Below are 26,121 nucleotides of genomic sequence, written 5' to 3'. Positions count from 1 at the left end.
ACAATGAAAAAATTACTCATAGTTGCTTTAGCAGCCACGCTCACAACCAGTTGCAAAAGCTATCTCGAAGAAAACACAACTGGCCTGCTCTACGGCGGCAACGTATTATCGACTCAGGATGGGCTGGAATCGGCACTGACAGGTGCCTATCGGGGTCTGGGCAATCAGTGGACATACGGTTTCCTTCACCCATCGGCCAATGCCGCGACCATCGGCAGCGACGACGTAACAACGCACCCCGCCAGCAACAAAGCCGACTGGCGCGAATTTGATCAGTTCAACGTATCGACCACAAACCAACGCTCTGGAGCCGTTTACAATGGTTGCTACAAAGCGATTCAGGGGGCCAACAACGTAATCAATAATTATCAGAAAACGGTTGGTACCAAAGCCACAATCGACATTATTGCGGGCGAAGCGTTTTTCATTCGGGCGTTCTCGTATTACTGGCTGACCCGATTCTATGGTAACATTCCATTGGTTACCGTCGGCGAATACTCGGCGGATTTACTGACCATAAAAAAGTCGACACCCGCCGAAGTGTATACGCTAATTGTTGAGGATTTGAAGAAAGCCGAAACCATGTTGCCGAATACCCGTCGCGATCCGGGTCGGCCAAACGCAGGTACAGCAAAAGCATTTCTGGCCGATGTATATCTGACAATGGCTGGCTGGCCGCTAAAACTGACCGCCAACTACGATCTGGCTGCGGCTAAAGCGAAAGAAGTTATCGACGGCCGTGCTACGTATGGTTTTGCCCTGATGCCAACCTTTGCCGAAGTATTCGCCAACGACCCAGCCGTGGCTACGATCGCGGAATCGGTTTTCCAGATCAATGGCTTTACGGGCGGTAGTGGCACAGCCAACGCTACGTATGGTAACACAACAATGCCCGGTGAAGAAGGTGGTTGGGACGATATGTTCGCCGAGTTGAACTTCTTCAAAGCATTTCCCGAAGGCCCACGAAAAACCGCTACGTTCCGCACCGAATTTGGCTTAGGAACAACCAAAATATCCTGGGACAAAAGCCTGACCCGGCATCCTTATTATCAGAAATGGTACATCAAAGGCAACATCGTTACGTCGAGTATTTCGCTGCCATCGGTTATGATGCGTTACCCACACGTACTGACCATTTATGCCGAAGCAAAAGCACGCGGAACAAGCGGTCCAGATCAGGCAGCGTATGATGCGTTGAATGCAATCCGTTTGCGCGGTCGGGCAACGGGCACCAAAGCTCTCTCTCCAGCCGATGGTCTGACAGCTACACAGTTTGCCGATGAAGTGGTTCAGGAACGCGCCTGGGAATTTGCCTGCGAACGCACCCGCTGGTTCGACCTGATTCGTCTGGAACGCGTAGAAGCAGCCAATGCCGCGAAAAGTGCAGATGATTTACAGCCCATCAAAGCCATTACGAAAGCAAACTACTGGTTCCCACTTCCGTACACCGATACGTCTATCAATCCGAATTTGAATTAGAGTAGGTATATAGAACGCAGATTTTTATGATCTATATGATTTATGAAGATCATAACTAATCATAGGAATCATAAAAATCTGTGTTCCATTTGGCGATTGACACGATGTTAAAAAAAACCATTCTTTCCCTTTGTGCTCTCGGAGGATTGTGTAGCACCATCCTCCCATTAGCTGATTTCCCTCAAGCAGAACTCTCGAACGGTATTCTGCAAACGACGCTGTATCTGCCTGATGCCAGCAAAGGCTACTATCAGGGCACACGCTTCGACTGGGCCGGTGCCTTTAAAAATCTGGATTATAACGGCCATACGTTTGTTGACCCCTGGTTCGAGAACTACGACCCTAAACTCCACGATGTCATCAGCGGCCCCGCCGAAGAGTTTGTGCCACTGGGTTTTGCTGAAGCCAAGCCAGCCGATACGTTTGTAAAAATCGGTGTGGGTGTGCTACGTAAGCCCGACGAGCGACCCTATTCCTTTGCCCGTTATTATGAAATCGCCAATCCCGGCGAACGCAAAACAAAGCTTTCGAAAGATCAGGCCGATTTCACGCACGAGCTAAATGACGCCACTTCCGGCTATGGTTATGTTTATCAGAAATCGATAAAACTTACCAAAGGAAAGCCCGAACTGGTGCTGGAGCATCGACTCAAAAACACGGGTAAGCTCCCCATCGAAACCAGTACGTATAATCACAACTTTTTCATCGTCGACAAACAACCGACCGGCCCGACTGTCAACGTAGCGTTTCCGTTTGACGTGAAAGGCGAAGGCAAAGGGTTCGGCACACTCATTGTTCCGCAGGGCAAGCAACTCACGTACACCCGCGAATTCGAGAAAAAAGAAAACGTGTATAGTGCTGGTTTACAAGGCTTCAATGCTACGTCGAACGATTACGACATACGTATTGAGAATCAGAAAACGGGTGCCGGAGTACGTATCAGGGGCGATAAGCCGATGGAAAAACTGGTTTACTGGGCTTGTGCCACTACGTCCTGTCCGGAGCCATACATCCATTTATCTGTTGCACCCGGTCAGGAAGTGAGCTGGAAAATCGCTTACGAATTTTATACCAAAGCGAAGTAAAGACGCTGTCAGAACGAAATTTCTTTCTAACCGTTTAACCGCATTTACGAATACATGCATTCGCTCTTAAAAGTCTGTTTTGGCCTGCTGGCGCTGGGCATTTACTGGCCGCTTCACTGGGAGAAACAGGTAGTTACTACGTATCGGGCCGACCTGCCCGACAACGACTGGCCCACGTATGGCGGCAATAACGCCGGAAATCGCTATTCGCCACTAACACAGATCAATACCCAGAATGTGAAAAATCTGGAACTGGCCTGGACTTACGAAACCGGCGATAATACCAATCCGAACCAGCGTGGGATGGACATTCAATGTCAGCCCATCGTGATTAAAGGCGTTCTGTACGGTACGTCGCCCCGGCTAAAAGTATTCGCGGTGGAAGCCGCTACGGGCAAGCAACTCTGGCAATTCGACCCATTTTCAGACTCGGCCAAACGCCCCCGCTTTCATCCGGTACGTGGCGTGGTATATTGGGAAGATGGCAACGATAAGCGTATTCTTTACTCGGTCGGTGCTACGTTGTATGCCATCAACGCCGAGACGGGCAAACCCATTCCTGGTTTTGGCGTCAACGGTGAAGTGGATTTACACGAAGGGCTGGGCGATAAATCGACTATTGGTCACGATGTAGCAACGTTCTCGATACGTAGCACAACGCCCGGTACTATTTACAAAGACCTATTGATTATGGGTTCCAGCATGTCGGAAGGTGGCGATGCGCTTCCCGGCTACATCCGAGCGTTCAACGTGCGGACGGGCAAGCTGGCGTGGGTTTTTCATACCATTCCGCTCCCCGGCGAATACGGCTACGAAACCTGGGGTAAAGATTCCTACAAAAAATTGGGCGGAGCCAACTGTTGGGCAGGTATGGTGATCGACGAAAAACGGGGGGTTGTTTATGCGGGAACCGGCTCGCCATCTGTCGATTTTTACGGCGGTGCTCGTCCGGGACAGAACCTGTTTGCGAACTGCGTTATTGCCATCAATGCCCAAACCGGAAAGCGCGTTTGGCATTTCCAGACGGTTCACCACGACCTTTGGGATCGCGATATTCCCTGTCCACCTAATCTGATTCGGGTAAAACACAATGGTAAAATGGTCGATGCTGTGGCGCAGGCTACCAAAGATGGCTATGTATTTGTGTTTGACCGGGATAAGGGCAAGCCACTGTTTCCAGTGAAGGAAGTTCCTGTACCGACCTCACCCGCGTTACCCGGCGAAAAACCCTGGCCAACGCAACCCGTGCCGACCAAACCGGCTCCGTTTTGTTATCAGGAATTAACCGAAGCCAACATCACGAATCGCACGCCCGAAGCGCGCGCTTACGTAGTGGAACGCTACAACAACAGCCGGAAAGGAAGCAAATTTATGCCGCCCAGTGAAGAAGGGCATTTAATGTTTGGCATGGGTGGTGGTGCTGAATGGGGCGGTACAGCTGCTGATCCGAGCGGGATTTTTTACGTGAATTCGAATAACATGCTGTGGTGGCTCAAGATGCGCGATGTCCGTCAGAATAAAGGCGCTGCTATGACGCGCGGCACCGCTTTATTCAATACTAATTGCTCGGTATGTCACGGCATGAGCGACAAAAGTAAGGGGAAACCTGCGCCCAATACCGCCAATCAGGCCTACCCCGATCTGACTGACGTAGGGAGTCGTTTATCGGCCGAGCAGATTCAGGCTGTACTGGCAACGGGTCGTGGACGGATGCCTTCGTTCGGTCATCTGTCAAAAGAAGACCGTGATGCACTTGTGAATTTTCTATTGAAAAAAGAAACGCCAACGCCTTCAACATCGGCTCCGGCGGTTGTCGACATTCACAGTGCAGGGTCAGCAACGGCTACCCCCAAAGATGCTGATTTTCCGTATTCACCGCCTTTTTTGAATAATGGCAACACCCAGTTCCGCGATCAGGACAATTACCCGGCTCTGAAAACGCCCTGGGGAACGTTGAATGCCATTGACCTGAATACCGGCAATTATCTGTGGCAGGTACCGCTGGGCGAATACCCCGATCTGATGAAACAGGGACTGCCACCAACCGGTACCGAGAATCACGGTGGCCCCGTCGTGACAGCAGGCGGGCTCGTTTTCATTGCCGCTACGTATGATGAGAAACTACGTGCCTTTGACCGGAAAACGGGCAAGATCGTCTGGGAATATAAACTCCCGGCAGGTGGTTTTTCTACACCCATCACGTATATGGTCGAAGGTCGTCAGTACGTAGTCATTGCGGCTGGAGGTACCCGATACGGGTTGAAATCAGGCGGTTCTTACGTTGCTTTCGCCTTACCATCAACTTCTAACTGACAGCTATAAACCTTTTGATTATCAAATAGTACGAAAAATACCCCTCCCCAACCCCTCCCCTAAAACTAGGGGAGGGGCTTCACAGAGTCCATTTTTAAGTCCCTCCCCTAGTTTTAGGGGAGGGGTTGGGGAGGGGTATTTTCCCGTATCGCTTGACTCGGAACGTATTCTAATTACTTCTTAACCTATTTTAACTGATGGTCAATTTTTTATTATGCTGCGATTGGGGTACTTCATTTTTTCGGCTACGATTAATGAACACCTCTGACTATCAGAGCTTAAGCGAAATTAGATCGCAAACCGGAATTGCCGATACATTTACGGGCTGGAAAACCGCTGGCGAAGCGAAGGGCATTTCCCGCGATCAGTTTTTCCGTCAGCAACTGAAAAAACAGATCGACCGACTGGCCGAAAAAGTCTCCATTTCACTTATCAACATACCGGTGGTGATTTCCGGGATGGCTTCTTCGTCAATTGGTATGGAAGAAATTCCTTATGCTACGTTGCCTTTCTCCATTGACGGAAGTCAGGCCAGCGTCCGACATTTTGAAGCGCAGAGCGATTTCCCACACGACATTCTGTTGATTGCAGGTGTCAGTAGTGATCAGGACGTAATGCGGGGAGAAGAAACTCAGCTTATCGGCCTGATTGCTCAACTACATTTATCAGGCGAAAGACCGCAGGACGCAATTTGTATTTTTCCGGGAACGCACTCCAAACATATGTACATTCAGGATGATCAGTTGGTCAATTTCGATACGTACATGACTGGCGAGTTGTTCGCACTGATGGCGCAGCAAAGTATACTAAAAGATTCGGTTGATACGTCAAATCTGATCCATTTGACCGAGAGCGATAAAGATGCATTTAAACAAGGTGTTCGTCAGTCCATTACATCACCCATTTCGAAAGGGCTGTTTACAGTGCGAACCAATCAGCTTTTTGGAAAATTCTCAAAAAAGCAGAACGCTCTATATTTGAGTGGCTTGCTAATTGGTTCTGAACTTCACCCGCTGCTTCAAAAGGGAAATTGGTCGCTGGTATTGTGCAGCGGCAGCAACTTATCAGCTTTTTATGAGATGGCACTTGCCGAACTCAATTTATTGCATCGCACGCTTACGATTCCGGCCGACGTTATCGACCGGGTTGCCAGCATCGGACAAATCATTTTATTTCAAAATCAGACCGCCAAAGTACCCGAGAAATGAACACAACGCCATTCTCCTGGGAGTTATTTACCCAAATGCCCATTGTAGGCATTATCCGAAATTTGTCGGTAGACGATATTCAGCAGATTCTTCCGATTTATCGGGAAGCAGGTCTGACTACAATCGAGATAACCATGAATACGCCCGGTGCCGAGCAGGTAATCCGCCACGCCCGCGAACACGAGCACGAAGGGCTGAACATCGGTGCTGGAACTGTATGCACTAAAGAAGATTTGGACAAAGCATTGGCTGCCGGAGCGCAGTTTATTGTAACGCCCATCCTCGACAAAAAAGTGATCAAAGCCTGCGTAAAGACGAACGTACCGATTTTTCCGGGAGCATTCACCCCTTCTGAAGTGTATAAAGCCTGGAAGTTGGGTGCATCGATGGTGAAGGTTTTTCCGACAACCGCCTTAGGACCCGGTTACATCAAAGATTTGAAAGCTCCGCTCAATCAAATAAAACTCGTGCCAACCGGCGGAGTAGATCTGAACAACATGGGTGATTTCCTGAAAGCAGGGGCAGACGGGTTGGGTATCGGAAGCCACCTGTTCGACAAAACGCTTATTAGCCAGAAAGACTGGTCTGGATTAAAAGCTCATTTTCAACAGTTTGTAGAGAAGATACGTAATTGAATAGTTCAGTCGGCCCTGACAGGCTCCGACTGTCGGATTCTCCGGATGGATGGTATTATCTCGCGATTCTGACAGCCGGAGCCTGTCAGGGCCTTTTACATCTTAACCGTTTACTGTTTTGAAAATTCGAAATTACCGCTGGGTCATTGTGGTTCTGTTGTTTCTGGCAACCACCATCAACTACATCGACCGCCAAATTATTGGTTTATTAAAACCGATTCTGGAGGTCGAGTTTAGCTGGAGCGAAACCGATTTTGCCCGTATCGTTATGGCATTTCAGGCCGCATACGCCGTTGGCCTTTTGCTACTGGGCTGGTTTGTCGATAAAGTCGGAACAAAGGTTGGCTATTCGCTTACCATTATTTTCTGGAGTATAGCCGGTATGCTTCATGCTGTGGCCAAAAGCGCATTCGGTTTTGGCCTCGCCCGAATTGGGTTAGGGTTGGGCGAAGCTGGTAATTATCCGGCAGCAGTGAAAACGGTGGCGGAGTGGTTTCCGAAAAAAGAACGGGCGCTGGCAACCGGGCTTTTCAATGCCGGAACAAGTGTTGGCGTTGTAGCCGCGCTGCTCATTGTACCCTGGATTCTAAGCAATTACGGCTGGCAGGAAGTATTCTGGATTACAGGTGCTTTAGGCTTTATCTGGTTGATTTTCTGGCTCATTTTTTACGACATTCCCGCTCGCCAGCAACGGCTGACTTCCGAAGAGTACGATTATATTACGAGCGGACAGGAAAGCGAGCCGGAAGTAAAAGCCACTATTAAATGGTTCAAACTCTTCACGCTACCGCAAACCTGGGCGCTCATTACGGGCAAAGGACTTATCGACCCCATTTATTGGTTCTTCCTGTTCTGGCTTCCCTCCTATTTTTCGTCGATGTTCAAGCTTGATTTGAAAAAGCCAAGTCTCGAACTCATGCTGATTTACCTAGCAACAACAGTCGGCAGTATTGGCGGAGGTTATTTATCGTCCTGGCTTATTAAACGTGGCTGGCCTACACTGAAAGCTCGAAAATCAGTACTGCTAGCTTTTGCAATCATTGAGTTGTCGGTTATTTCTATTCAGTTTGTGACCGATGTCTGGGTAGCTGTTGGGTTGATTAGTCTGGCGGTAGCCGTACATCAGGCATGGGCAACCAACATCTTTACAATGGCGTCTGATTTGTTTCCGAAACAAGCCGTTAGTTCTTCAGCCGGTATTGCCGGGATGGCTGGAGCCGTGGGCGGTATCTTCTTCCCGATGCTGGTGGGTAGCCTGCTGGACTCGTACAAAGCTATTGGGAATCTGGGCGGAGGTTACAATATTCTATTCACCATCTGCGGCTTTACGTATCTCACGGCCTGGGTCATTATTCACCTGCTCACCCGCAAACCTAAAGAAGTCGATATCACAGATATTACATAGAGTACCTATTTCGTCACAAAGGAGTTTTGACACAGAGATGCACGGAGGATAAAAGAGATACACAAAATTAATCCTCTATGTATCTCTTTTATCCTCCGTGCATCTCCGTGTCATAACTCTTTTAGATCACTACGCGACGTACCTTACAAAGGCTATCTTTGCAATATTATGGTTCAAATACGTCATCTTACGGCTTATATCGAAGCGTTTGCCCCCCTCCCCTATCAGGAATCGTACGACAACGCCGGGCTAATTGTTGGTGATCCGTCTACAGCAATCAAAGGTGTTCTTATTTCGCTCGATACCACCGAAGCGGTTATTGATGAAGCCATCGCGAAGGGTTGCAACGTAGTGGTTGCTCACCACCCAATTGTTTTCAAAGGACTGAAAAAGCTAAATGGTAAGACATACGTAGAACGTACTGTTATTAAGGCAATTAAAAACGACGTAGCGATTTACGCAGCGCATACCAATCTCGACAACGTAGCGGGTGGGGTAAATTTCAAGATTGCGGAAAAGCTGAACCTCCAGAATGTACAAATACTTGCCCCCAAAACGCAGGTGTTGAGTAAGCTCGTTACGTTCGTTCCGGTAAACGACACGCAACGAGTGTTAGATGCGCTTTATGCAGCCGGAGCGGGTCAGATTGGCGAGTATAAAAATTGCAGTTTTCGGGTAAATGGTACCGGTACGTATCAACCCGGCGAAGGCACGAATCCCGCCATTGGCAATGTAGGTGAATACCACGAAGAGCCCGAAAATCGCATAGAAGTTATCATTCCTACGTATCTGCAACACAACGTATTGGGGGCTCTTCGTCAGGCACACCCGTACGAAGAAGTAGCCTATTACCTCACCGCTTTAGACAATCAGAATCAGGAAATTGGCTCTGGTGCTGTGGGCGAACTGGCCGAACCTTTAGCCAGCAACGAGTGGCTTACGTACCTGAAAACCAGCATGAATCTAAGTCTGATTCGGTATACTGACCTGCCCGATCATCTGATTAAGCGTGTGGCGGTTTGTGGTGGCGTTGGCAGTTTTTTATTACCCGATGCCATTCGCGCTGGAGCCGACGTATTTGTTACTGCCGATTATAAATACCACGAATTTTTCGATGCTGATGGACGTATTACAATCTGTGATATAGGCCATTATGAGAGCGAAGTCTATACGAAAGAGCTATTTCATCAGCATTTGGCAAAAAAATTTACTACTTTTGCGATAATTTTAGCTGAAACAAACACGAACCCAGTTCGGTACTTTTAATGAATAATGGATAATGGACAATGAATAATTGAAAAACAATTGATTTTCAATTCATTATTATACCAATCATTATACATTAAACATTGTTCATTATACATTAAAAACATCTCTCCAGAATGGAACTAACGATTGCGCAAAAATTAGACGCTCTTCTGAAACTGCAATCCCTTGATTCTCAATTAGACGAACTCATAAAAATTCGCGGTGGACTTCCTGAAGAAGTTCGTGATCTGGAAGACGATATCGCGGGCTTCGAAACACGTATTGGCAAATTTCAGTCAGAAATCAAGTCTCTTGACGAAGATATCGAGCGCAATCGCGTAGCGAAAAAAGATGCCGAGAAATTAATCACCAAATACAAAGACCAGCAGATGAACGTGCGGAACAACCGTGAGTTCGATGCCATTTCGAAAGAGATTGAGCTGCAATCGCTGGAGATTGAACTGGTTGAAAAACGTGCCAACGAAGCATCGTTCCGGGTCCGGGGCAAAGAAGAGGAAATCAAAACGACTCAGTCGGCTCTGAACGAACGGAAAGAAGACCTGAAAGCAAAAAAGCAGGAACTCGACCAGATTACGTCAGAAAGTCAGGAAGAAGAAAAAGAAATTATCAGACAGCGCGACGAACAGGCTACCACCATTGAGCCTCGCCTACTGAATTCATACAACAAAATTCGTGGCAATGCACTTAACGGTCTGGCCGTTGTAATGGTGAAACGCGGAGCTTGTGGCGGCTGCTTTAACGTAGTACCTCCCCAGCGTCAGGCTGACATTAAAGACAAAAAGAAAATCATTGTCTGTGAACATTGCGGACGGATTTTTGCTGATGTTGAAGGTGTCCCTGAACCAGCTCCAACTGGTCGCGGTCGGTAAGAAATACGCGTCGTATGAAACATATATTGACAATGGCACCGGGCAAAAACCCGGTGTTTTTGTTTGTCATTTTTGTGCTTCCAATTATTGCTAAAGCTCAAGATTTTAACTGGACATCGGGGCTAAAGAACGCGTATTCGGACTTACAAAAGTTAAAAATACAGGCTGCTCAGCAGACACTTAGTCGCGAGAAGTCCGACAATGGCGTTCGGGTTTTTCTGGATAATTATGTCGACATGCTTACGCTCGTTACCTCTGATGATGATCGTGCTTTTGCCAACTTAAGCAGTCGCGAAGATACCCGGCTAGATGCGCTGAAAGAGTTAGATGATACGTCGCCCTGGAAACGTGTGCTGCAGGCCGAAGTCCGGCTTCACTGGGCATTTGTTAAGCTGAAGTTTGGAAAAGAAGTTAGTGCTAGTTGGGACGTAATTCGGGCATATAAACTCCTGACCGACAATCAGAAACGTTTTCCGGATTTTTTACCGACGTATAAATCATTGGGAACACTCCACGTAATGATTGGTTCCGTACCCGACAATTATACGTGGGTAGCCCGGCTTCTCGGCTTGCAGGGAAGTGTGAGTCAGGGACAACAGGAATTGCTACGTGCTCAGAAAGACGCTACGTTCGGGCTTGAATCTCAATTGATTGATCTAATGGTACGTGCCTACGTATTGAAATTTACGGATGCCGATGGGCAAACATTACGTCAGTTGATTCAGGAGAATTCTGATAATCTGTTGCTTCATTTCTTCGGAGCAACCATTGAGCAGAAAAACGGGCACGGCGAACAAGCACTGGCCTACCTCAGCAAACGACCCGTCGGCAATACGTATCAGACTCTGCCTATCGTCGAAAATATTCTGGGAGATATTTATTTACAAAAAGGCGAATACGTAACAGCAATAGCTCATTTTCAGCAATTTATATCTAATTATAAAGGACGGAATTTTCTGAAGGATACGTATTATAAATTGTTTCTCTGCCATTGGCTAGCAAACCAATCCGATGCTGAAACCAGACCGTTTTTGCAGAAAGTATTGAGTAATGGACGCACAACTGTTGAATCGGACAAGGCGGCTCAGAAGTTTGCCGAATCATATCTAAAACGAGGAGTTTCGCCCAATCAGAAAGTACTAATGCGCGCCCGATTAGCATCCGATGGCGGTTTTACAGATAGTGCCCTAGCCTATTTGCGTCCTTACACGGAAGCCAAATTTGCGGAAACTGTCGAAAAAGCAGAGTACAATTATCGGCTCGGTCGTATCTACCAACGCCGAAACGATTCGACGGCTGCCATTCCCTATCTGAGTCGTGCTCTTGCTCTTAGTGAGCCCGATCAATTATCGTTTGGTGCTACGTCAGCTTTACAGTTGGGCTACATTTATCAGCAAAAAAATGACCGAACACGTGCCCGGTCTTATTTTCAGAAAGCACTTAGCTTCAAGAATCACGAGTATAAAAACAGCGTCGACAATAAAGCCCGAGCGGCACTTAGTCAATTTTAGCTTTTAAAGTTATTCTCTCTTTTTTCTACTATTTTTTTTGCTATTCATAGAGTAATGTATACGACCATCACACGATGGATCTAGTTTTACGACTAATGTAAACATACTGCTAAGCTAAGCTTAATTAACAGTTGGATAGTACCTTAAATCATCTGCAACTGTTAGCCATTTAATGCGCGGGAAAAGGTATTACGGAGTTCATTAGAAATTTACGCTGATTCGGAAAGACATTAGCAACTCAATCAGATAATCCACTAAATTGGTTGTTGTTCTCAGCCAACTATAGGCTGGCCTACTATTTTTCTCGCAAGTCTCCACGCCACCGTATCACCTCTTTTATATGGCATCCCGACTACTACTTTCTGTACCAGCCTCATTATTTGCCGAAGTTTATCCTGCTCTTTTGTTTACCCAGATTTGCGTTACTAAGTCCGCTGGGTACAAATCGCCATAATGACAGCAAACGGTTGCCAATCCGGTATTACCCTAACCAACTTTGGCAACCTAATTAGATAGCGCAAGGCAGGTTTTTGAGTTATTTTCTGCCTTTAGTCGCATTCAAGAAAATCAATAGCCGGGTAGCCTGCTTGGCTGTGAACAATATTTGGTTATTGACATAACAGCAGTCTCCTGCACAACTTAATTTCCACACTTAATGTATTGATTGCTATGATCAAACATGTACTTGGCTTATCCCTCTTTTTGTTGCTATTAACTTTTAATGCGGGTTTTGCCCAAACATCTGTAAGTGGCTCTGTATCTGGATCATGGACAAAGGCACAAGGCCCTTATGTTCTGACAGGCACAGTAACTATACCCGCAGGTCTTACCCTGACCATTGAGCCAGGAACGGTGGTGGAACTGCCCAACAATAATTTCAACATCACCGTCAACGGAACTCTGATTGCCCAGGGTACTCCTACCGACTCGATTCGGTTCCGGCGGCCCAGGATTGCTCCTTCCACCGAGTATGGAGGTGGGTTGTTCTTCAGGGAAACCAGTGGAGCCTCTGTGCTACAGTATGCCGCTCTGGATAGTCTGGGAGATAACTACTGGGGGAATGCGGCTATCAACATCGACTTGCCCGCCATGCCAACGGTGCAAAACGTCAATGTCCGCCGTTCGGAGAGTTATGCGGTCAAGACCTGGATTGGTGGTGCCAGAAACTTTGCCAATATGGGCGCTCCCATGATGGTGGGCATCACGGCCAACGCCGGAGCATTGAATGCGACCATACCCCGGCTGAGTCAGGGGTCGTTTTACCGGTTGTTGGTGAACACGACTGTGGATCAGAACCAGACGCTGACCATTGAGCCAGGAACGGTGGTGGAACTGCCCAACAATAATTTCAACATCACCGTCAACGGAACTCTGATTGCCCAGGGTACTCCTACCGACTCGATTCGGTTCCGGCGGCCCAGGATTGCTCCCTCTACCGAGTATGGAGGTGGGTTGTTCTTCAGGGAAACCAGTGGAGCCTCTGTGCTACAGTATGCCGCTCTGGATAGTCTGGGAGATAACTACTGGGGGAATGCGGCTATCAACATCGACTTGCCCGCCATGCCAACGGTGCAAAACGTCAATGTCCGCCGTTCGGAGAGTTATGCGGTCAAGACCTGGATTGGTGGTGCCAGAAACTTTGCCAATATGGGCGCTCCCATGATGGTGGGCATCACGGCCAACGCCGGAGCATTGAATGCGACCATACCCCGGCTGAGTCAGGGGTCGTTTTACCGGTTGTTGGTGAACACAATTGTGGATCAGAACCAGACGCTGACCATCGAGCCAGGAACGGTGGTGGAACTGCCCAACAATAATTTCAACATCAATGTCAATGGCACCCTGATTGCCCAAGGGACTGCGGCCGACTCGATTCGGTTCCGGCGGCCCAGGATTGCCCCTTCCACCGAGTATGGAGGAGGATTGTTCTTCAGGGAAACCAGCGGTGCCTCCGTTTTGCAGTATGCTACGTTGGATAGTCTGGGAGATAACTACTGGGGGAATGCGGCCATCAACATAAGCTCTAACTGCACGGTTAAGAATATATTGATTAAAAATTCTGAACAATTCGGCATTACGATCACAAGTGGATCGCCATCTCCTATAGTACAAAACAACCTTTTTTTGACAAGTCCGATTGGGATCAGAGCATACGCCACTAACTTCAGCAATCTTTCCAATAATACAAATGCGAAACTCTTAATCAATAGTGGCCCTTTAGCCGCTACGGCCATTTGGCCCCTGCCTGGAACGAATTCATACTATCAACTAGCGGGTCAGGTTGTTGTACCCCAAAGCAATACGCTGACCATAGCATCCGGCGTATTGGTAGACTTTGGCCTTCAGGGCGGAGAAATTTATGTAAATGGAACCTTACGGGCTATTGGTACTGCCAACGCTCCTATACGCCTTTCCCGTTTACAAAGTACAACGGCATCCGTTGCGGGAGGTAGAGTCTATTTGTCGGCTTCCAGTACTAACTCAACTCTCAACTTTGTTACGTTCGACAAGTTGGGCAATACCCAAAATAGCTACGCAGCCTTAGACATAGCTACGGCTAACTTTTCGGCGGGAAACATCACTATATCCAACTCACAAAGTCGGGGACTTCAGTTAGCTAATGTTGGTCAGGCCGCCATTGCGGGGTCTAACTTTTTTGGTAATAAAACGGGGGTCTACGTCAGTAGTGGGCGACCCATTTTTGCGAATTGTAATATTTATTCAAATACTGACTTTGGCATTAACAATGTCAGTAGTGCGGTTGCCGATACAGTCAATGCTCGCAATAGCTACTGGGGAAGTAGTTCAGGCCCGCTGCATCCAACGCGCAACCCGAACGGCACAGGAAACAAAGTGTCTGATAAAGTGCTGTTTACGCCGTGGGTTGAACAGGTAGTCCAGGTAGATCAAACGATTAATTTCGCCGAAATTCAGAATAAGTATGTGGATGATACGTTGGTACTCGCTGCCACCGCTACGTCCTCGCTTCCGGTAAGCTTTTCGATCAATACGCAACCCGTTTCCAACGTAGCACTACTTACTGGTAATACGATCACTTTCCCCGGTGCAGTTGGTCAGGTAACGATTACGGCTTATCAGCCCGGAAATGAATCGTTCAAACCGGCACAGTTGCAGCGAACGTTTACCGTATCGAAGCGGAATCAGAGCATTACGGTCAACGCTATTCCGGCCAAAAAAGTCGGGGATGCACCGTTTAGCCTGACAGCTACCGCCACGTCGGGTCTGCCAGTTAGCTTCAGCATCGTGTCGGGGCCAGCCACGTTGAACGGCAACACCCTCACATTAACGGGGGCCGGGACAGTCGTTATAGAAGCCCGACAAACTGGCGACAGGGTTTACAATCAAGCGTCTTCCGTTCAACAAAGCTTTGGAGTTACGCTACCTACGCTTTCCATCACCAATCTTCCAAGCAGCACCTCGGAAGGGCAGACGGTAACGTTCAACGTAGCGACCAACGTTGCTCCAACCAGCCCATTGACCGTTTTCCTACAATCCAGTAATCCCACGCGTTTCCCCGTCCCGGCATCCGTCACGATTGCAGCGGGTAATCTTTCTACCGCTGTGTCGGTTACGCTGGTACAGAACAACATTCCTCAGATCGACCAGGCTGTTACGATTACGGCAGGGGCTTCAAATAATAACCAGAGTACGGCTACAATTCTGGTAAAAGATGACGATTTGCCCAATCTTGAATTGGTAATTCTACCGACAACAATTTCCGAATCGGCGGGCGCAAATGCTACGCAAGCCATACTTCGGCGAACCTCATCCAGTACTATTGCATTTACAGCCAATCTGTCGGCTAGTAGGCCCAATACGCTCGTGTTACCGAGCACCATTTCGCTGGCGGAAGGTGAAAACGAGAAAACGTTTACCATTGGCGTAGTAGATAATTCTCTACTGGACGGCCAGCGTTTAGTGACGGTTACTGCTTCATTATACGTAGCATCGTGCGGCTGTAATGCGCCTGCTACATCGTCGGGTTCGGTTTCTGCAACGGTCATCGTAAACGATGATGATGGGCCATCTCTTTCATTAACCGGAATCCCACAAACGTTACGTGAGGGATTGGCGAATGCAGGAACGCTACGTATCACCCGGAACGGGCCTACTACATCAGCACTTTCAGTAACGCTTACGTCGTCTGATTTAACCGAAGCTACGTTACCCACAACCACAGTCATACCTGCCGGGCAAACCTTTGTTGATATTGCCATTACCACGCTTGATGATGGGATAACCGATGGTAATCAGACTGTTTATTTCACAGCAACTGCCACTGGACTCGCTGCAGGATCAACATTTGTGATCGTTACTGATTTGAATCTGCCTGATTTACAAATTCCGCTGGTTCAGCTCAGTAGCAACAAAATACAGGCAAGCACTACTGTCAATTATCAGGTTTCGGTTAAAAATAGCGGCTGGACTACCGCACCGGGCGGAACGGTAGTACGAGGGTATCTGTCAACAGACAACGTCATTGACGCATCGGATATCCTGCTTTCGGAAGACACCCTCAGTGAAGCTATTCCGGCCGGTCAAACAAAAATACTCGCTAAGTCGGTGAAGACGCCGATCAAACAGGGGACGTTTAAATTGCTTTACTGGGCGAACCCGAACGAAACACTGAACGAACTCCTGTTTACCAACAACGTATCGGCACCGGTTAGCATCACAATTGACCCGGCCTATACGGTCACAGCCTCGGTGGCTCCCCTGTATTTCCTAAAAAGCACAACTGTTCCCATTACCGGTTCGGCAACAAAAATTGGTGGTTCCCCAGCGGCCAACGTACCAGTTGAAATATACGTCATTACAAATGGTATCAGACGAACGCTTTCCGATACGACGGATGCATCTGGGAATTTTTCTGTACCGTTTATACCGCTACCGAGCGAAGCAGGCCACTACGTTGTCGGAGGCAGTTTCCCCGGATTAAATCAAACAACCGCACAGGATGGATTTGATATTCTCGGGGTTCGCATCAATTCAGGAAATAACGTACTGTTCACCACTACCCAAAACGAACCATTAAGCGGGTACGTAACAGTAGAAAACCTGAGTGGTAAGAGCCTGAGCAACTTCACGCTGGCACCCGTTACGTTGCCCACAGGGGCCACCGTCCAATTCGCGGTGCTGCCAAACGTAGCCGGTACTACGTCCGTTAATCTTGGCTACACGGTTAGCGGGACTGCGCTGACGGGCGGAAATAATTATGAAGAAGCCATTCTCCAGGCAAAATCAGACGAAGGCGTTATCCAGAACGTAAAAACCTACTACTATTGCCAGGCGGCCCGTGCGTTTGTTGTTGCTGACGTAGCGAACATTCAGGCCAGTGTTGCGCAGAGTTCGGGCGAGCGCCGGATCGACGTTAAATTGATTAATAAGGGCAAAGCCGCAACGGGCATTATTACCATTAATCTGCCTACTGTAAACTGGCTGACCAGCGTTACGTCTAAAACATTGACATCACTGGCACCGGGCGATACGGCTGTCGTTGTTCTGAAATTTAGTGCCCTGAGTGAAGTTCCTGTTAACAATCCCATCAATGGAACCATTGGCATCAACGTAGTGAATGGAAACTCCTTCTCCCTTCCCTTCACTTTCAGGAAAGTTTCTGAAGCAACAGGAACTGCACGGATTGTGGTTACCAATCAATACACCTACAACACGAATAATGGAAATGGCCCGAACGTAAAAGACGCGCAGGTTAAAATTACGAATTACTATACTGGTGAGGTATACGCACAGGGGAATACTACTGAACAAGGAGTTTTTATTGGCGCCAACATTCCAGAGGGAAAACATCGCATTAAGGTCGAAAAAGACAAGCACCTACCTTACGAAGATGTCCTGGAGATTAATCCTGGCGCCACAACAGAGTCAACCGTGTTTCTGAATTATCAGGCCATAACCTTTAGCTGGAACGTAGTACCCACAACCGTAGAGGATCAATATGAGACAGTTCTTGAGGCCAAATTTGAGACGAATGTGCCGATGCCGGTCGTTACGATCGAAATGCCTAAAACAATGCCTGAACTGTCGGCGGGGCAATCGTATCAATTCATGATCACACTTACTAACCACGGACTCATCACAGCCGAGGAAGTAACCTTAAACCTACCGACGACGGATAGTGAATATGAATTCATAACCAATTATCTACCGGGTGACCTTTTGGCGAAGCAGAGCATCCAAATTCCGGTTGTGATGCGTAGACGAATTGGATCAGCGGGTGGCCGGTCAAGCGCTCTAGTATGTATAGATTTCGCGGGTGCGGCCTATAAGTACAAGTGTAGTACAATTACCGGCTTATATGATAAGGTTGGTACTCTATTTTCTTACTCAGGCCGCATTTGTCTTGCCGGATCAGGAGGACCATGTTACAACTGCTATCCATTGGGTGGAGGTACAGGAGCAGGATCGGTCACGATACCGAATACGCAGGAGAAAACAAAATGCGAGCCGTGTGCCAAAGAAATAGGGGATGCACTATTTGGCTGTGTACCCGGCTCTACAATACCTCAATTGCTCGTATGTTACGCCACTACACTAATCGATGAATCTAACCTCAATAAAGGATATAGCTTAATAGAGTGCGCGGTTGAGGGAGCAATTAGTCTGATTCCAGTTGTAGGCTGTTTATATGGCGTAGAGAAAGCGTTAAAATGTAAGAGAAAAACAAGCAGTGGTGGAAGATTGGCTGCTGGTGAATTACCTAACGCTGTGCTTGATGAAATATCAGGAAACGTGCAAGTCGTGATAAAAGGATATACTGCACTAAATAGCTGGATGACTGAGTATTTTGGAGATATAGTCAATAAAGAAGGCAGGACCGTTTTATTTCCACTAATAAAAACTTACTTGGGTACACTAACTTCTATCCCTGGCAATGTTCAAAGCAACATCATTGCCGCTATGGAGGGATACGACATACCCTCAGCTACCTTATCGGCATTCTTTACCCGCTGGAATACCTCACTGGAAGCCAAGGCTAATAATGTCCTTGCCCCTAATGCTGCTTACCCCAATATCATCAACTGGAATAAGGTTGATAGTAACGTGGTTGCCTTAATTCAGGCGCACAACTATTCGGTTAACAGAGGGTTTAAAACCATCGATGGGATGCACAAGGAATCAATAAAGTCGCTCAATGAAATTATTGATGGTGAACAAAATGGCGTTTGCGCATCGGTGACGGTTCAGTTCAACCAGCAACTGACCATGACACGGGAAGCATTTGAGGGTACGCTGGAAATCTTTAACGGCCACCCAACAGATGCTATGAAGACGATTTCTGTCAATATTCAGATCAACGACGAAAACGGAACGCCGAGCAACGGACTTTTTGAAATTCAGCCCCAAAACCCGGCAAACCCGGCCGACATCAATGCGCAACAAAAAGGCACAGCCAAGTTCCTGTTTATTCCACGCATAGATGCAGCCCCACAAACGGCAAAGGTGTATAAATTTGGTGGTTCCGTAACCTACTGGGACCCTTACGTGGAAGCTATGGTCACGATGCCGTTAACCCCAGTCCCAATTACGGTTAACCCCAGTCCAAACCTGATGCTCCACTATTTTATGGAGCGGAATATTTTGGGGGATGATGCGCTTACGTCTCAGGAGGTAGAACCTTCGTTACCGGCCGAGTTAGCGGTCATGATCGAAAACAAAGGATACGGCCCCGCCCGCGACATGGTCATCTCATCGGCCCAGCCCAAAATTGTTGATAATGAGAAAGGGTTAGCTGTCGATTTCAAATTGATTGGTTCGAATATACAGGGGCAACCAGTACAATTGGGGCTGACAAATATCAATTTCGGCACGATCGATCCGTTAAAAACGAAAATTGGGCAGTGGTATTTTACGAGTTCGCTACTTGGGAAATTTGTCAGTTACGACGCCAAGGTCGTTCACAAAAGCAGTTTTGGAAACAAAGACCTGAGCCTTATACAAGGTGTTCAGCTCCACGAGTTGACAAAAAGTATCCGGCTTTATGGCGAACTGGAAGATGGCATAACTGACTTTCTGGTCAATGATATTTTCGACGTCAATGACGTACCCGATATCGTTTATTTCTCACAGGGTAACAGAACCGCTAAAGTGAGTCCGGCTACCAGCGGCAGTTTCAATGCACCCGTATCTGGCCCGACGTTTACCAATACCTTAACAGTGACTCCATCCGAAGCTGGATTTAACTACATCAAGCTGCCCGATCCTGGTAATAGGCTTTACGAACTGGTCAGCGTAACACGTAGCGATGGGCAGGTCATTCCTCTGAATAATGCCTGGCTTACATTTGTTACATTGCCCGTACTCCGGTCACCGATTTACGAAAACAAATTCCACATTGTAGACAACTTTGCAACTGCGGCTTCAACGAGTTATACTGTTGTCTGGAAGCCGAAGAATACCAATGGGCCAAAGGTTGATAGCATTGCCGGGGCGCCTACTCAGGTATCGTCAACGCAGATAAAAAATCTCCGGGTTTATTTTAATAAGCGAATTGACCCAGCCACTTTTACCTACGAAGATATGACACTCTCGTTACAGGGTGGTCCTAATATCATGAGTCCGTCAGTTGTCATTACCCAACTCGATTCGGCTTCGTTCAACATAGATCTTACGGCGATTACTACCGGAAGCGGCCAGTATGTATTTACGGCACAGGCAGCGAATGTTAAAGATGTGCAGGGTAGTTCTGGTACGTCGGGTAAGCAGGTCAGTTGGTCACAATTCATTAGTCCGATAAGCTTTACCGGCCTAAATGGCACATATTGTAGCAATGCTACGTCGCAAACACTCGTTGGTACTCCTACCGGGGGAACCTTTAGCGGACCGGGTGTTACAGGTAATGTTTTTAATCCTGCCGTAGCCGGAGTGGGTTCCCACACAATTACGTATAGTAAAGATGGTCAGTCTTTCTTTCAAACGACCGTAATAAGCCCCGTACCTAATCTGGTTATTAGCCCTGCTTCTACTACGTTGACCTGTGCACAGCCCACAGCCAGCCTGACTGCCATTTCGTCGACCACTGGGGTAAGTTACCGCTGGAGTGGGCCGAATAGTTTTACGGCTTCGAGTGCCAACCCAACGATCAATACGCCAGGCATATACTCCGTGACGGCAATGGCGACTGGCGGTTGTAGTAACGTAGCATCCATCACAATCGCATCGAATACAACGACTCCCACTGCAACCCTGACAGCCAGTGGTACGTTGACTTGCGCCCAGACCAGCGTTACGTTGACAGCGGGTGGAGGTACAGCTTATCGGTTCAGTAGCTCGGGGGTGGTAAGTACATCCGCCAACGTAGCAATAGTTAACGCAGCAGGGACTTACTCGGTCACGGTTACCGCTGCTAACGGCTGTACGGCCAGCCAAACTACAACAGTCTTTTCCAATACCAGCGTACCTACCGCTACGTTGTCGGCCAGTGGTACGTTAACCTGCGCTCAAACCAGCGTAACGCTCACCGCTGGAGGGGGTAGTAGTTACCGATTTGCCGGACCAAGTGTAGTCACTATGTCGGGTAACGTAGCGGTGGTGAATGTGGGAGGCCCCTATTCGGTGACGGTGACAGGGGCTAATGGCTGCACAGCTAGCCAAACCACTACCGTCTTCGCCAGCACGACAGCTACCCCGGTTAGTTTAACAACCAGCGGACCATTAAGCTGCTCTACAACCCGTGTTACGCTGACGGCTACCGCCGGTTTCACTACGTACTACTTTAGCCCGGGAGCGACTCAATCCGCAGGGACATCCAGTAATACTGCTCTGGTTAATACCAGTGGCACCTATTCAGTAACAGCCATCAACGCGTCAGGTTGTTCCTCCACGTCTGTCGTGAGTGTCACCTACCAAAACTGCCCGCCTACTGTAGCCAATACCGTCAACCCTCAGTCGGCGACCGTGGGCCAGGCATTTTCGCTGAATATCCCGGCTAATACATTTACCGATGCAGAAACGCCCAACAGCTTGACCCTATCCGTCAGTGGGCTACCAGCGGGGCTGATTTTCACGGCCCCAACTACCATCTCAGGTACTCCCTCCACCACCGTAGGCTCACCCTTCTCGGTGACAGTGAGTGCCACTGATTCAGGAGGACTGACTGTCCGCATCAGTTTTAACCTAACCGTGAATCCGGCTGCCACGGCTCCCACTGGTTTCACAATTACAAGCGTCAGTCTGGTTAGTTGTTCGGCCATCTCGTCTACTCAACGTAGGGTCGTATTCAATCCAGTGTATAGTGGTTTGACAGGACAGCCCATCAGTTTCTCAGTGGTTAATGAACAATTAGTTACCATTAATCCTGGCCCATATACACTGAATCTATTCACAGACAATCCAGTGATTCAACTGCGAGCGGTTCAGCAGGGTAGTCCTCAGCCAGCTATGTATAACTTTAGTTGGTTAGCGGCTTGTACAAATTGCAGCCAGATGGTCACGGTGAAGGCTGGAAGTTGGAACGATCCAAGTGTGTGGTCGTGTGGTCGAGTTCCAGTCAGCACGGATGTCGTAACAATAAGCCATGCGGTGAGCTTACCGGCCAGTTATCAAGGGCAAGCCTTGCGGGTAATCTACAATGCTACCGGGAAGTTATCGGTCAACACAGGGAGTAGTTTAAGACTAAATGGTAACTGATAAAAGCCTGGGCTAGAACACCAGGTTTTCAAATCTGATAGTATAGCCCAAGGTTTTGTTATAGAATCCAGAACTCATAAAATACGATAGATCTCCCCCTAGATACGCTATCGGTTTCATAACACAGAAGCCGTAACTTAAATCAAGTTACGGCTTCTGTGTTATCCGGACTATTATAGAAAACTGACTAGTCTAAAGCAGCTACACCGGGTAGAGTTTTTCCTTCCATGTATTCGAGCAATGCACCACCGCCCGTCGATACGTAACTAACCCGGTCGCCATAGCCAGCTTGGTTGATAGCTGAAGCCGAGTCACCTCCGCCGATCAGCGAAAACGCACCGTTTTCTTCAGTAGCTTTTACGACCGCTTCAGCAATAGCATCGGTACCTTTCGCAAAATTTTCGAATTCGAATACACCCATTGGGCCATTCCACAGAATCGTTTTCGAAGAAGACACTACGTCCGTAAACAACTTAATGGTTTCAGGGCCAATGTCGAGACCTTCCCAACCATCAAGAATCTGACCAGTTTTAACAGTCTGCTTATTGGCATCGTTTGAGAAATCGTCGGCAATTACATTATCGAGAGGCATATATATTTTTACGCCCTTTTCTTCTGCTTTTTTCAGCAACTCGAGTGCCAGATCCTGTTTGTCGGCTTCAAGCAATGATTTACCAATTTGACCGCCCTGTGCTTTCGTGAAGGTATAGGTCATACCACCACCGATGATGAGGTTATCGACCTTATCAAGCAGTTTTTCGATAATCAGAATTTTGTCGGAAATCTTGGCACCACCCATGATAGCCGTGAAAGGGCGTTCCGCGTTTTCCAGAATTTTTTTGGCATTATCGAGTTCGGCCTGCATCACGTAACCCGCTAGGCGATCTTCGAAGAATTGGCCCATTACGGCGGTGCTGGCGTGTGCGCGGTGTGCTGTTCCGAACGCGTCATTTACCCAAACATCGCCCAATTTGGCGAGCTTTTCGGCAAACGCTACGTCACCTTTTTCTTCTTCTTTGTAAAAACGTAAGTTTTCGAGCAGAAGAATTTCGCCGTCCTGTAAGCTGGCAGCCAGATCACTAGCGGATTGACCGATGCAATCGTCCGCAAATTTCACCTCCCGACCAAAAGCTTCTTTAAGTGCAGGCAGCAGGTGTTTTAACGAATATTTTTCTTCAGGCCCACCTTTAGGACGACCCAAATGCGACATCAGAATAGCCGCTCCCCCATCGTTCACGATTTTCATGACGGTCGGGATGGTTGCCTTGATACGTGTATCGTCGGTGATGTTGTATTGCTTGTCGAGTGGTACGTTGAAGTCTACGCGAACGAGAGCTTTCTTTCCGGAAAAATTGTAGGAATCTACGGTTTTCATGCGACTACGTTTGGTCGTTGGTTTGCGGGGCCAAACTTAGCAGTTTTATGTTAAACACCAGCAGTCTACGTGATGAAGAATCGAAGTAATGTGATCATTTCGTCGGCTTCTTCATCATTTCAGTAGCATTAGGATATTTCACGACAGACAAGGTAACCCGGCGATTTTGCTGCCGGTTTTCTGGATTATCTGAACCATCAGGATTCTCGTTAGGCACTAGCGGTTCCTGCTCTCCCCTACCAATTGACATCACAAGACCTTTCATTTTTACATTCTTTTTTAACCAGTCGGCAACGGCAATGGCCCTGCGTTGGCTCAATTTAAAATTATATTGATCATTGCCTTTGGAATCCGTGTGCCCCCAAACATGAAGCTGGTCAACGCCGTGCGTCGTAAAATGCTGTTTCACTTTCTGGAGTAACCCAAGTCCTTCTGGCCGTAAAGTTGCTTTGTCAAAATCGAAAAGAATGTCGGTCGGGAGTAAAATATCGTACTGGTTTTCCTCACCTTTTATCAGAAGGCCGTCCCTTTGGCCCAAACCTGTACCGCGCTGTTGGCTTGAGTCGGAAGGCGTAGCGTCACTCGTATCTGTCTGCGATAATTCAGTAGATACATTTACGGTATCGGTAATAGCTGTTTTCTTTTGTTCCTGCTGACTTTTAGTATCACAGGCGTAAAACATACCGCCCAGTAAACCAATCAGATAGGTCTTTATCCACAAAGTTTTCATACGTTAGCTGTTTTAGATCTCATAACCTCCTCAAAATCAACTTTGTTTTCTGTACCCTCCAGCAGATACTGGTGCTACGTACCTGTATTGTTTTAGACGACCAACCATCAGTACGAGTAATCATTCGTTAGCCATGCTTTTCCCTGGCTATTAACAAACGTTGATGAAAATCAGGACCGTATGAAAAGTTAATCAGCTATTTCGGAGCAGAACTGAGCGGTAGTACGTTTACTTTTGAGAAACATTTGAGTCTCATGTACTCAACCTGCTAATGCCTGTTATTCTGCCAATTACAAGCCCAGAACAAGCCGTTTCGGTCATTCAGTCGGGCAATCGTGTTTTTATTCATAGTGTTGCACAAACACCTCATACGCTCATCAATGCAATGGTTGATCGGGCCGATGAGCTACGTAACGTAGAAATCTGTCATATTCACACAGAAGGCCCGTTGCCGTATCTGGACAAAAAATACCAGTCGTCGTTCCGGCCGAATTCGTTTTTTATCGGTGCCAACATGCGCAAACAGCTCAATCAAGGCATCGGCGATTACGTGCCTGTTTTTTTGAGCGAAGTGCCACTGCTCTTTCGCCGAAAAATTCTGCCTATCGACGTAGCGTTGATTCAGGTTTCTCCCCCCGACGCACACGGTTTCTGTTCACTCGGCCCTTCGGTCGACGTATCACTGGCAGCCATTCAATCGGCAAAGTACGTAGTAGCACAAATTAATCCGAGGGTGCCTCGTACGCATGGCGATGGACTGATCCCGGCATCTATGTTTCATGCTGCGATTGAAGTCGATGAGCCGATTTACGAAGTTTTGCCCGGAGAGATTAGTGCTGAAGACCGTAAAATTGGTCAGTACGTTGCCAGTTTGGTTGAAGATGGCGCTACGCTGCAATTGGGTATCGGCGGCATTCCGAACGCTACGTTGGCGGAGCTAATTCATCACAAAGGATTAGGCATTCACACCGAAATGTTTTCGGATGGCGTCATTGATCTGGTAGAACGGGGCGTTATTACGGGCGAGCATAAAACAGTGCTCCCGCATCGCATTGTATCGGCATTTGTGATGGGTAGTCAGCGGGTTTACGATTTCATTGACGACAATCCTGGAGTGGCTATGAAACAGGCCAGCTACACCAACGATACAGCTATTATTCGACGAAACCCGAAAGTAACGGCCATTAACTCAGCCATCGAAATCGATTTAACGGGTCAGGTCTGCGCCGATACGATTGGTACGTATCAATACTCAGGAGTGGGCGGGCAGATGGATTTTGTGCGGGGCGCTACGTTGTCGGAAGGCGGAAAACCCATCATTGCGTTACCATCGACAACGAGTAAAGGGCTGAGTAAGATTGTTCCATTTCTGAAGGAAGGTGCGGGTGTTACCACCACGCGGGCTCACGTGCATTACATCGTAACCGAATACGGCATTGCTGATCTATACGGCCAGAATTTACGTCAACGAGCGCGTGCCCTCATCAACATCGCCCATCCCGACCATCGTGAAGAACTGGAACGGCAGGCGTTTGAGCGGTTTGGGACGATTTGAGCAAAGGGTTTGGGGTAAA

Annotated in this window: 13 protein-coding genes; 11 read left to right on the top strand and 2 right to left on the bottom strand. The window is 47.9% G+C overall.

Annotated features, from left to right (window positions below):
• Window positions 1-3: 3 nt before the first annotated feature.
• From ACYVD4_RS22945 to ACYVD4_RS22900, 10 genes are all read left to right on the top strand, one after another.
• Window positions 4-1,479 carry a RagB/SusD family nutrient uptake outer membrane protein gene (locus ACYVD4_RS22945; RefSeq protein ID WP_460949720.1) on the top strand — a complete coding sequence of 492 codons (1,476 nt, stop codon included), beginning with the start codon at window positions 4-6 and terminating at the stop codon, window positions 1,477-1,479.
• Window positions 1,480-1,583: 104 nt separating this feature from the next.
• Entirely contained in the window at window positions 1,584-2,564 is a 981-nt protein-coding gene (locus ACYVD4_RS22940) for a hypothetical protein (protein WP_460949718.1), read from the top strand.
• A 54-nt stretch (window positions 2,565-2,618) separates the two neighbouring features.
• Complete coding sequence (locus ACYVD4_RS22935) at window positions 2,619-4,877, top strand: pyrroloquinoline quinone-dependent dehydrogenase (RefSeq protein ID WP_460949717.1); 2,259 nt, start codon at window positions 2,619-2,621, stop codon at window positions 4,875-4,877.
• Between the two features lie 197 nt (window positions 4,878-5,074).
• The gene (locus ACYVD4_RS22930) at window positions 5,075-6,085 is read left to right on the top strand and encodes a 2-dehydro-3-deoxygalactonokinase (protein WP_460949716.1); all 1,011 of its coding nucleotides are present in this window, start codon (window positions 5,075-5,077) and stop codon (window positions 6,083-6,085) included.
• Complete coding sequence (locus ACYVD4_RS22925) at window positions 6,082-6,720, top strand: bifunctional 4-hydroxy-2-oxoglutarate aldolase/2-dehydro-3-deoxy-phosphogluconate aldolase (protein ID WP_460949714.1); 639 nt, start codon at window positions 6,082-6,084, stop codon at window positions 6,718-6,720. Before ACYVD4_RS22930 ends, ACYVD4_RS22925 begins: the two co-directional genes overlap by 4 nt.
• A 118-nt stretch (window positions 6,721-6,838) precedes the next feature.
• Complete coding sequence (locus ACYVD4_RS22920) at window positions 6,839-8,125, top strand: MFS transporter (protein ID WP_460949713.1); 1,287 nt, start codon at window positions 6,839-6,841, stop codon at window positions 8,123-8,125.
• Between the two features lie 168 nt (window positions 8,126-8,293).
• On the top strand, window positions 8,294-9,391 hold the full coding sequence (locus tag ACYVD4_RS22915; RefSeq protein WP_460949711.1) for a Nif3-like dinuclear metal center hexameric protein: 1,098 nt from the start codon (window positions 8,294-8,296) through the stop codon (window positions 9,389-9,391).
• A gap of 116 nt (window positions 9,392-9,507) precedes the next feature.
• Entirely contained in the window at window positions 9,508-10,263 is a 756-nt protein-coding gene (locus ACYVD4_RS22910) for a zinc ribbon domain-containing protein (protein ID WP_460949710.1), read from the top strand.
• A gap of 14 nt (window positions 10,264-10,277) precedes the next feature.
• Window positions 10,278-11,774: a tetratricopeptide repeat protein gene (locus ACYVD4_RS22905; RefSeq protein WP_460949708.1), complete on the top strand. Its 1,497-nt coding sequence runs from the start codon at window positions 10,278-10,280 to the stop codon at window positions 11,772-11,774.
• A 669-nt stretch (window positions 11,775-12,443) separates the two neighbouring features.
• Entirely contained in the window at window positions 12,444-22,442 is a 9,999-nt protein-coding gene (locus ACYVD4_RS22900; protein ID WP_460949706.1) for a putative Ig domain-containing protein, read from the top strand.
• A 187-nt stretch (window positions 22,443-22,629) separates the two neighbouring features.
• On the opposite strand, the gene ACYVD4_RS22895 is transcribed toward ACYVD4_RS22900, so the two are convergent.
• Together ACYVD4_RS22895 and ACYVD4_RS22890 are read right to left on the bottom strand one after the other, a co-directional pair.
• Entirely contained in the window at window positions 22,630-23,817 is a 1,188-nt protein-coding gene (locus ACYVD4_RS22895) for a phosphoglycerate kinase (protein WP_460949705.1), read from the bottom strand.
• A 94-nt stretch (window positions 23,818-23,911) separates the two neighbouring features.
• A complete protein-coding gene (locus tag ACYVD4_RS22890) occupies window positions 23,912-24,547 on the bottom strand; it encodes an OmpA family protein (protein WP_460949703.1) in 636 nt (211 codons plus the stop codon).
• A 271-nt stretch (window positions 24,548-24,818) separates the two neighbouring features.
• On the opposite strand from ACYVD4_RS22890, the gene ACYVD4_RS22885 reads away from it, so the two are divergent.
• Entirely contained in the window at window positions 24,819-26,102 is a 1,284-nt protein-coding gene (locus ACYVD4_RS22885; protein ID WP_460949701.1) for an acetyl-CoA hydrolase/transferase family protein, read from the top strand.
• Window positions 26,103-26,121 lie beyond the last annotated feature (19 nt).

The sequence above is a fragment of the Spirosoma daeguense genome (assembly GCF_054776875.1).
Note: the sequence above shows the minus strand (reverse complement) of the source record. Positions and strands in the feature narration are given on the sequence as shown.

Coding starts and splice junctions, on each gene's coding strand:
- ACYVD4_RS22910 (WP_460949710.1), top strand. CDS start 9,508: ATGGAACTAACGATTGCGCAAAAATTAGACGCTCTTCTGAAACTGCAA.
- ACYVD4_RS22940 (WP_460949718.1), top strand. CDS start 1,584: ATGTTAAAAAAAACCATTCTTTCCCTTTGTGCTCTCGGAGGATTGTGT.
- ACYVD4_RS22915 (WP_460949711.1), top strand. CDS start 8,294: ATGGTTCAAATACGTCATCTTACGGCTTATATCGAAGCGTTTGCCCCC.
- ACYVD4_RS22925 (WP_460949714.1), top strand. CDS start 6,082: ATGAACACAACGCCATTCTCCTGGGAGTTATTTACCCAAATGCCCATT.
- ACYVD4_RS22935 (WP_460949717.1), top strand. CDS start 2,619: ATGCATTCGCTCTTAAAAGTCTGTTTTGGCCTGCTGGCGCTGGGCATT.
- ACYVD4_RS22895 (WP_460949705.1), bottom strand. CDS start 23,817: ATGAAAACCGTAGATTCCTACAATTTTTCCGGAAAGAAAGCTCTCGTT.
- ACYVD4_RS22930 (WP_460949716.1), top strand. CDS start 5,075: ATGGTCAATTTTTTATTATGCTGCGATTGGGGTACTTCATTTTTTCGG.
- ACYVD4_RS22905 (WP_460949708.1), top strand. CDS start 10,278: ATGAAACATATATTGACAATGGCACCGGGCAAAAACCCGGTGTTTTTG.
- ACYVD4_RS22945 (WP_460949720.1), top strand. CDS start 4: ATGAAAAAATTACTCATAGTTGCTTTAGCAGCCACGCTCACAACCAGT.
- ACYVD4_RS22890 (WP_460949703.1), bottom strand. CDS start 24,547: ATGAAAACTTTGTGGATAAAGACCTATCTGATTGGTTTACTGGGCGGT.
- ACYVD4_RS22900 (WP_460949706.1), top strand. CDS start 12,444: ATGATCAAACATGTACTTGGCTTATCCCTCTTTTTGTTGCTATTAACT.
- ACYVD4_RS22885 (WP_460949701.1), top strand. CDS start 24,819: ATGCCTGTTATTCTGCCAATTACAAGCCCAGAACAAGCCGTTTCGGTC.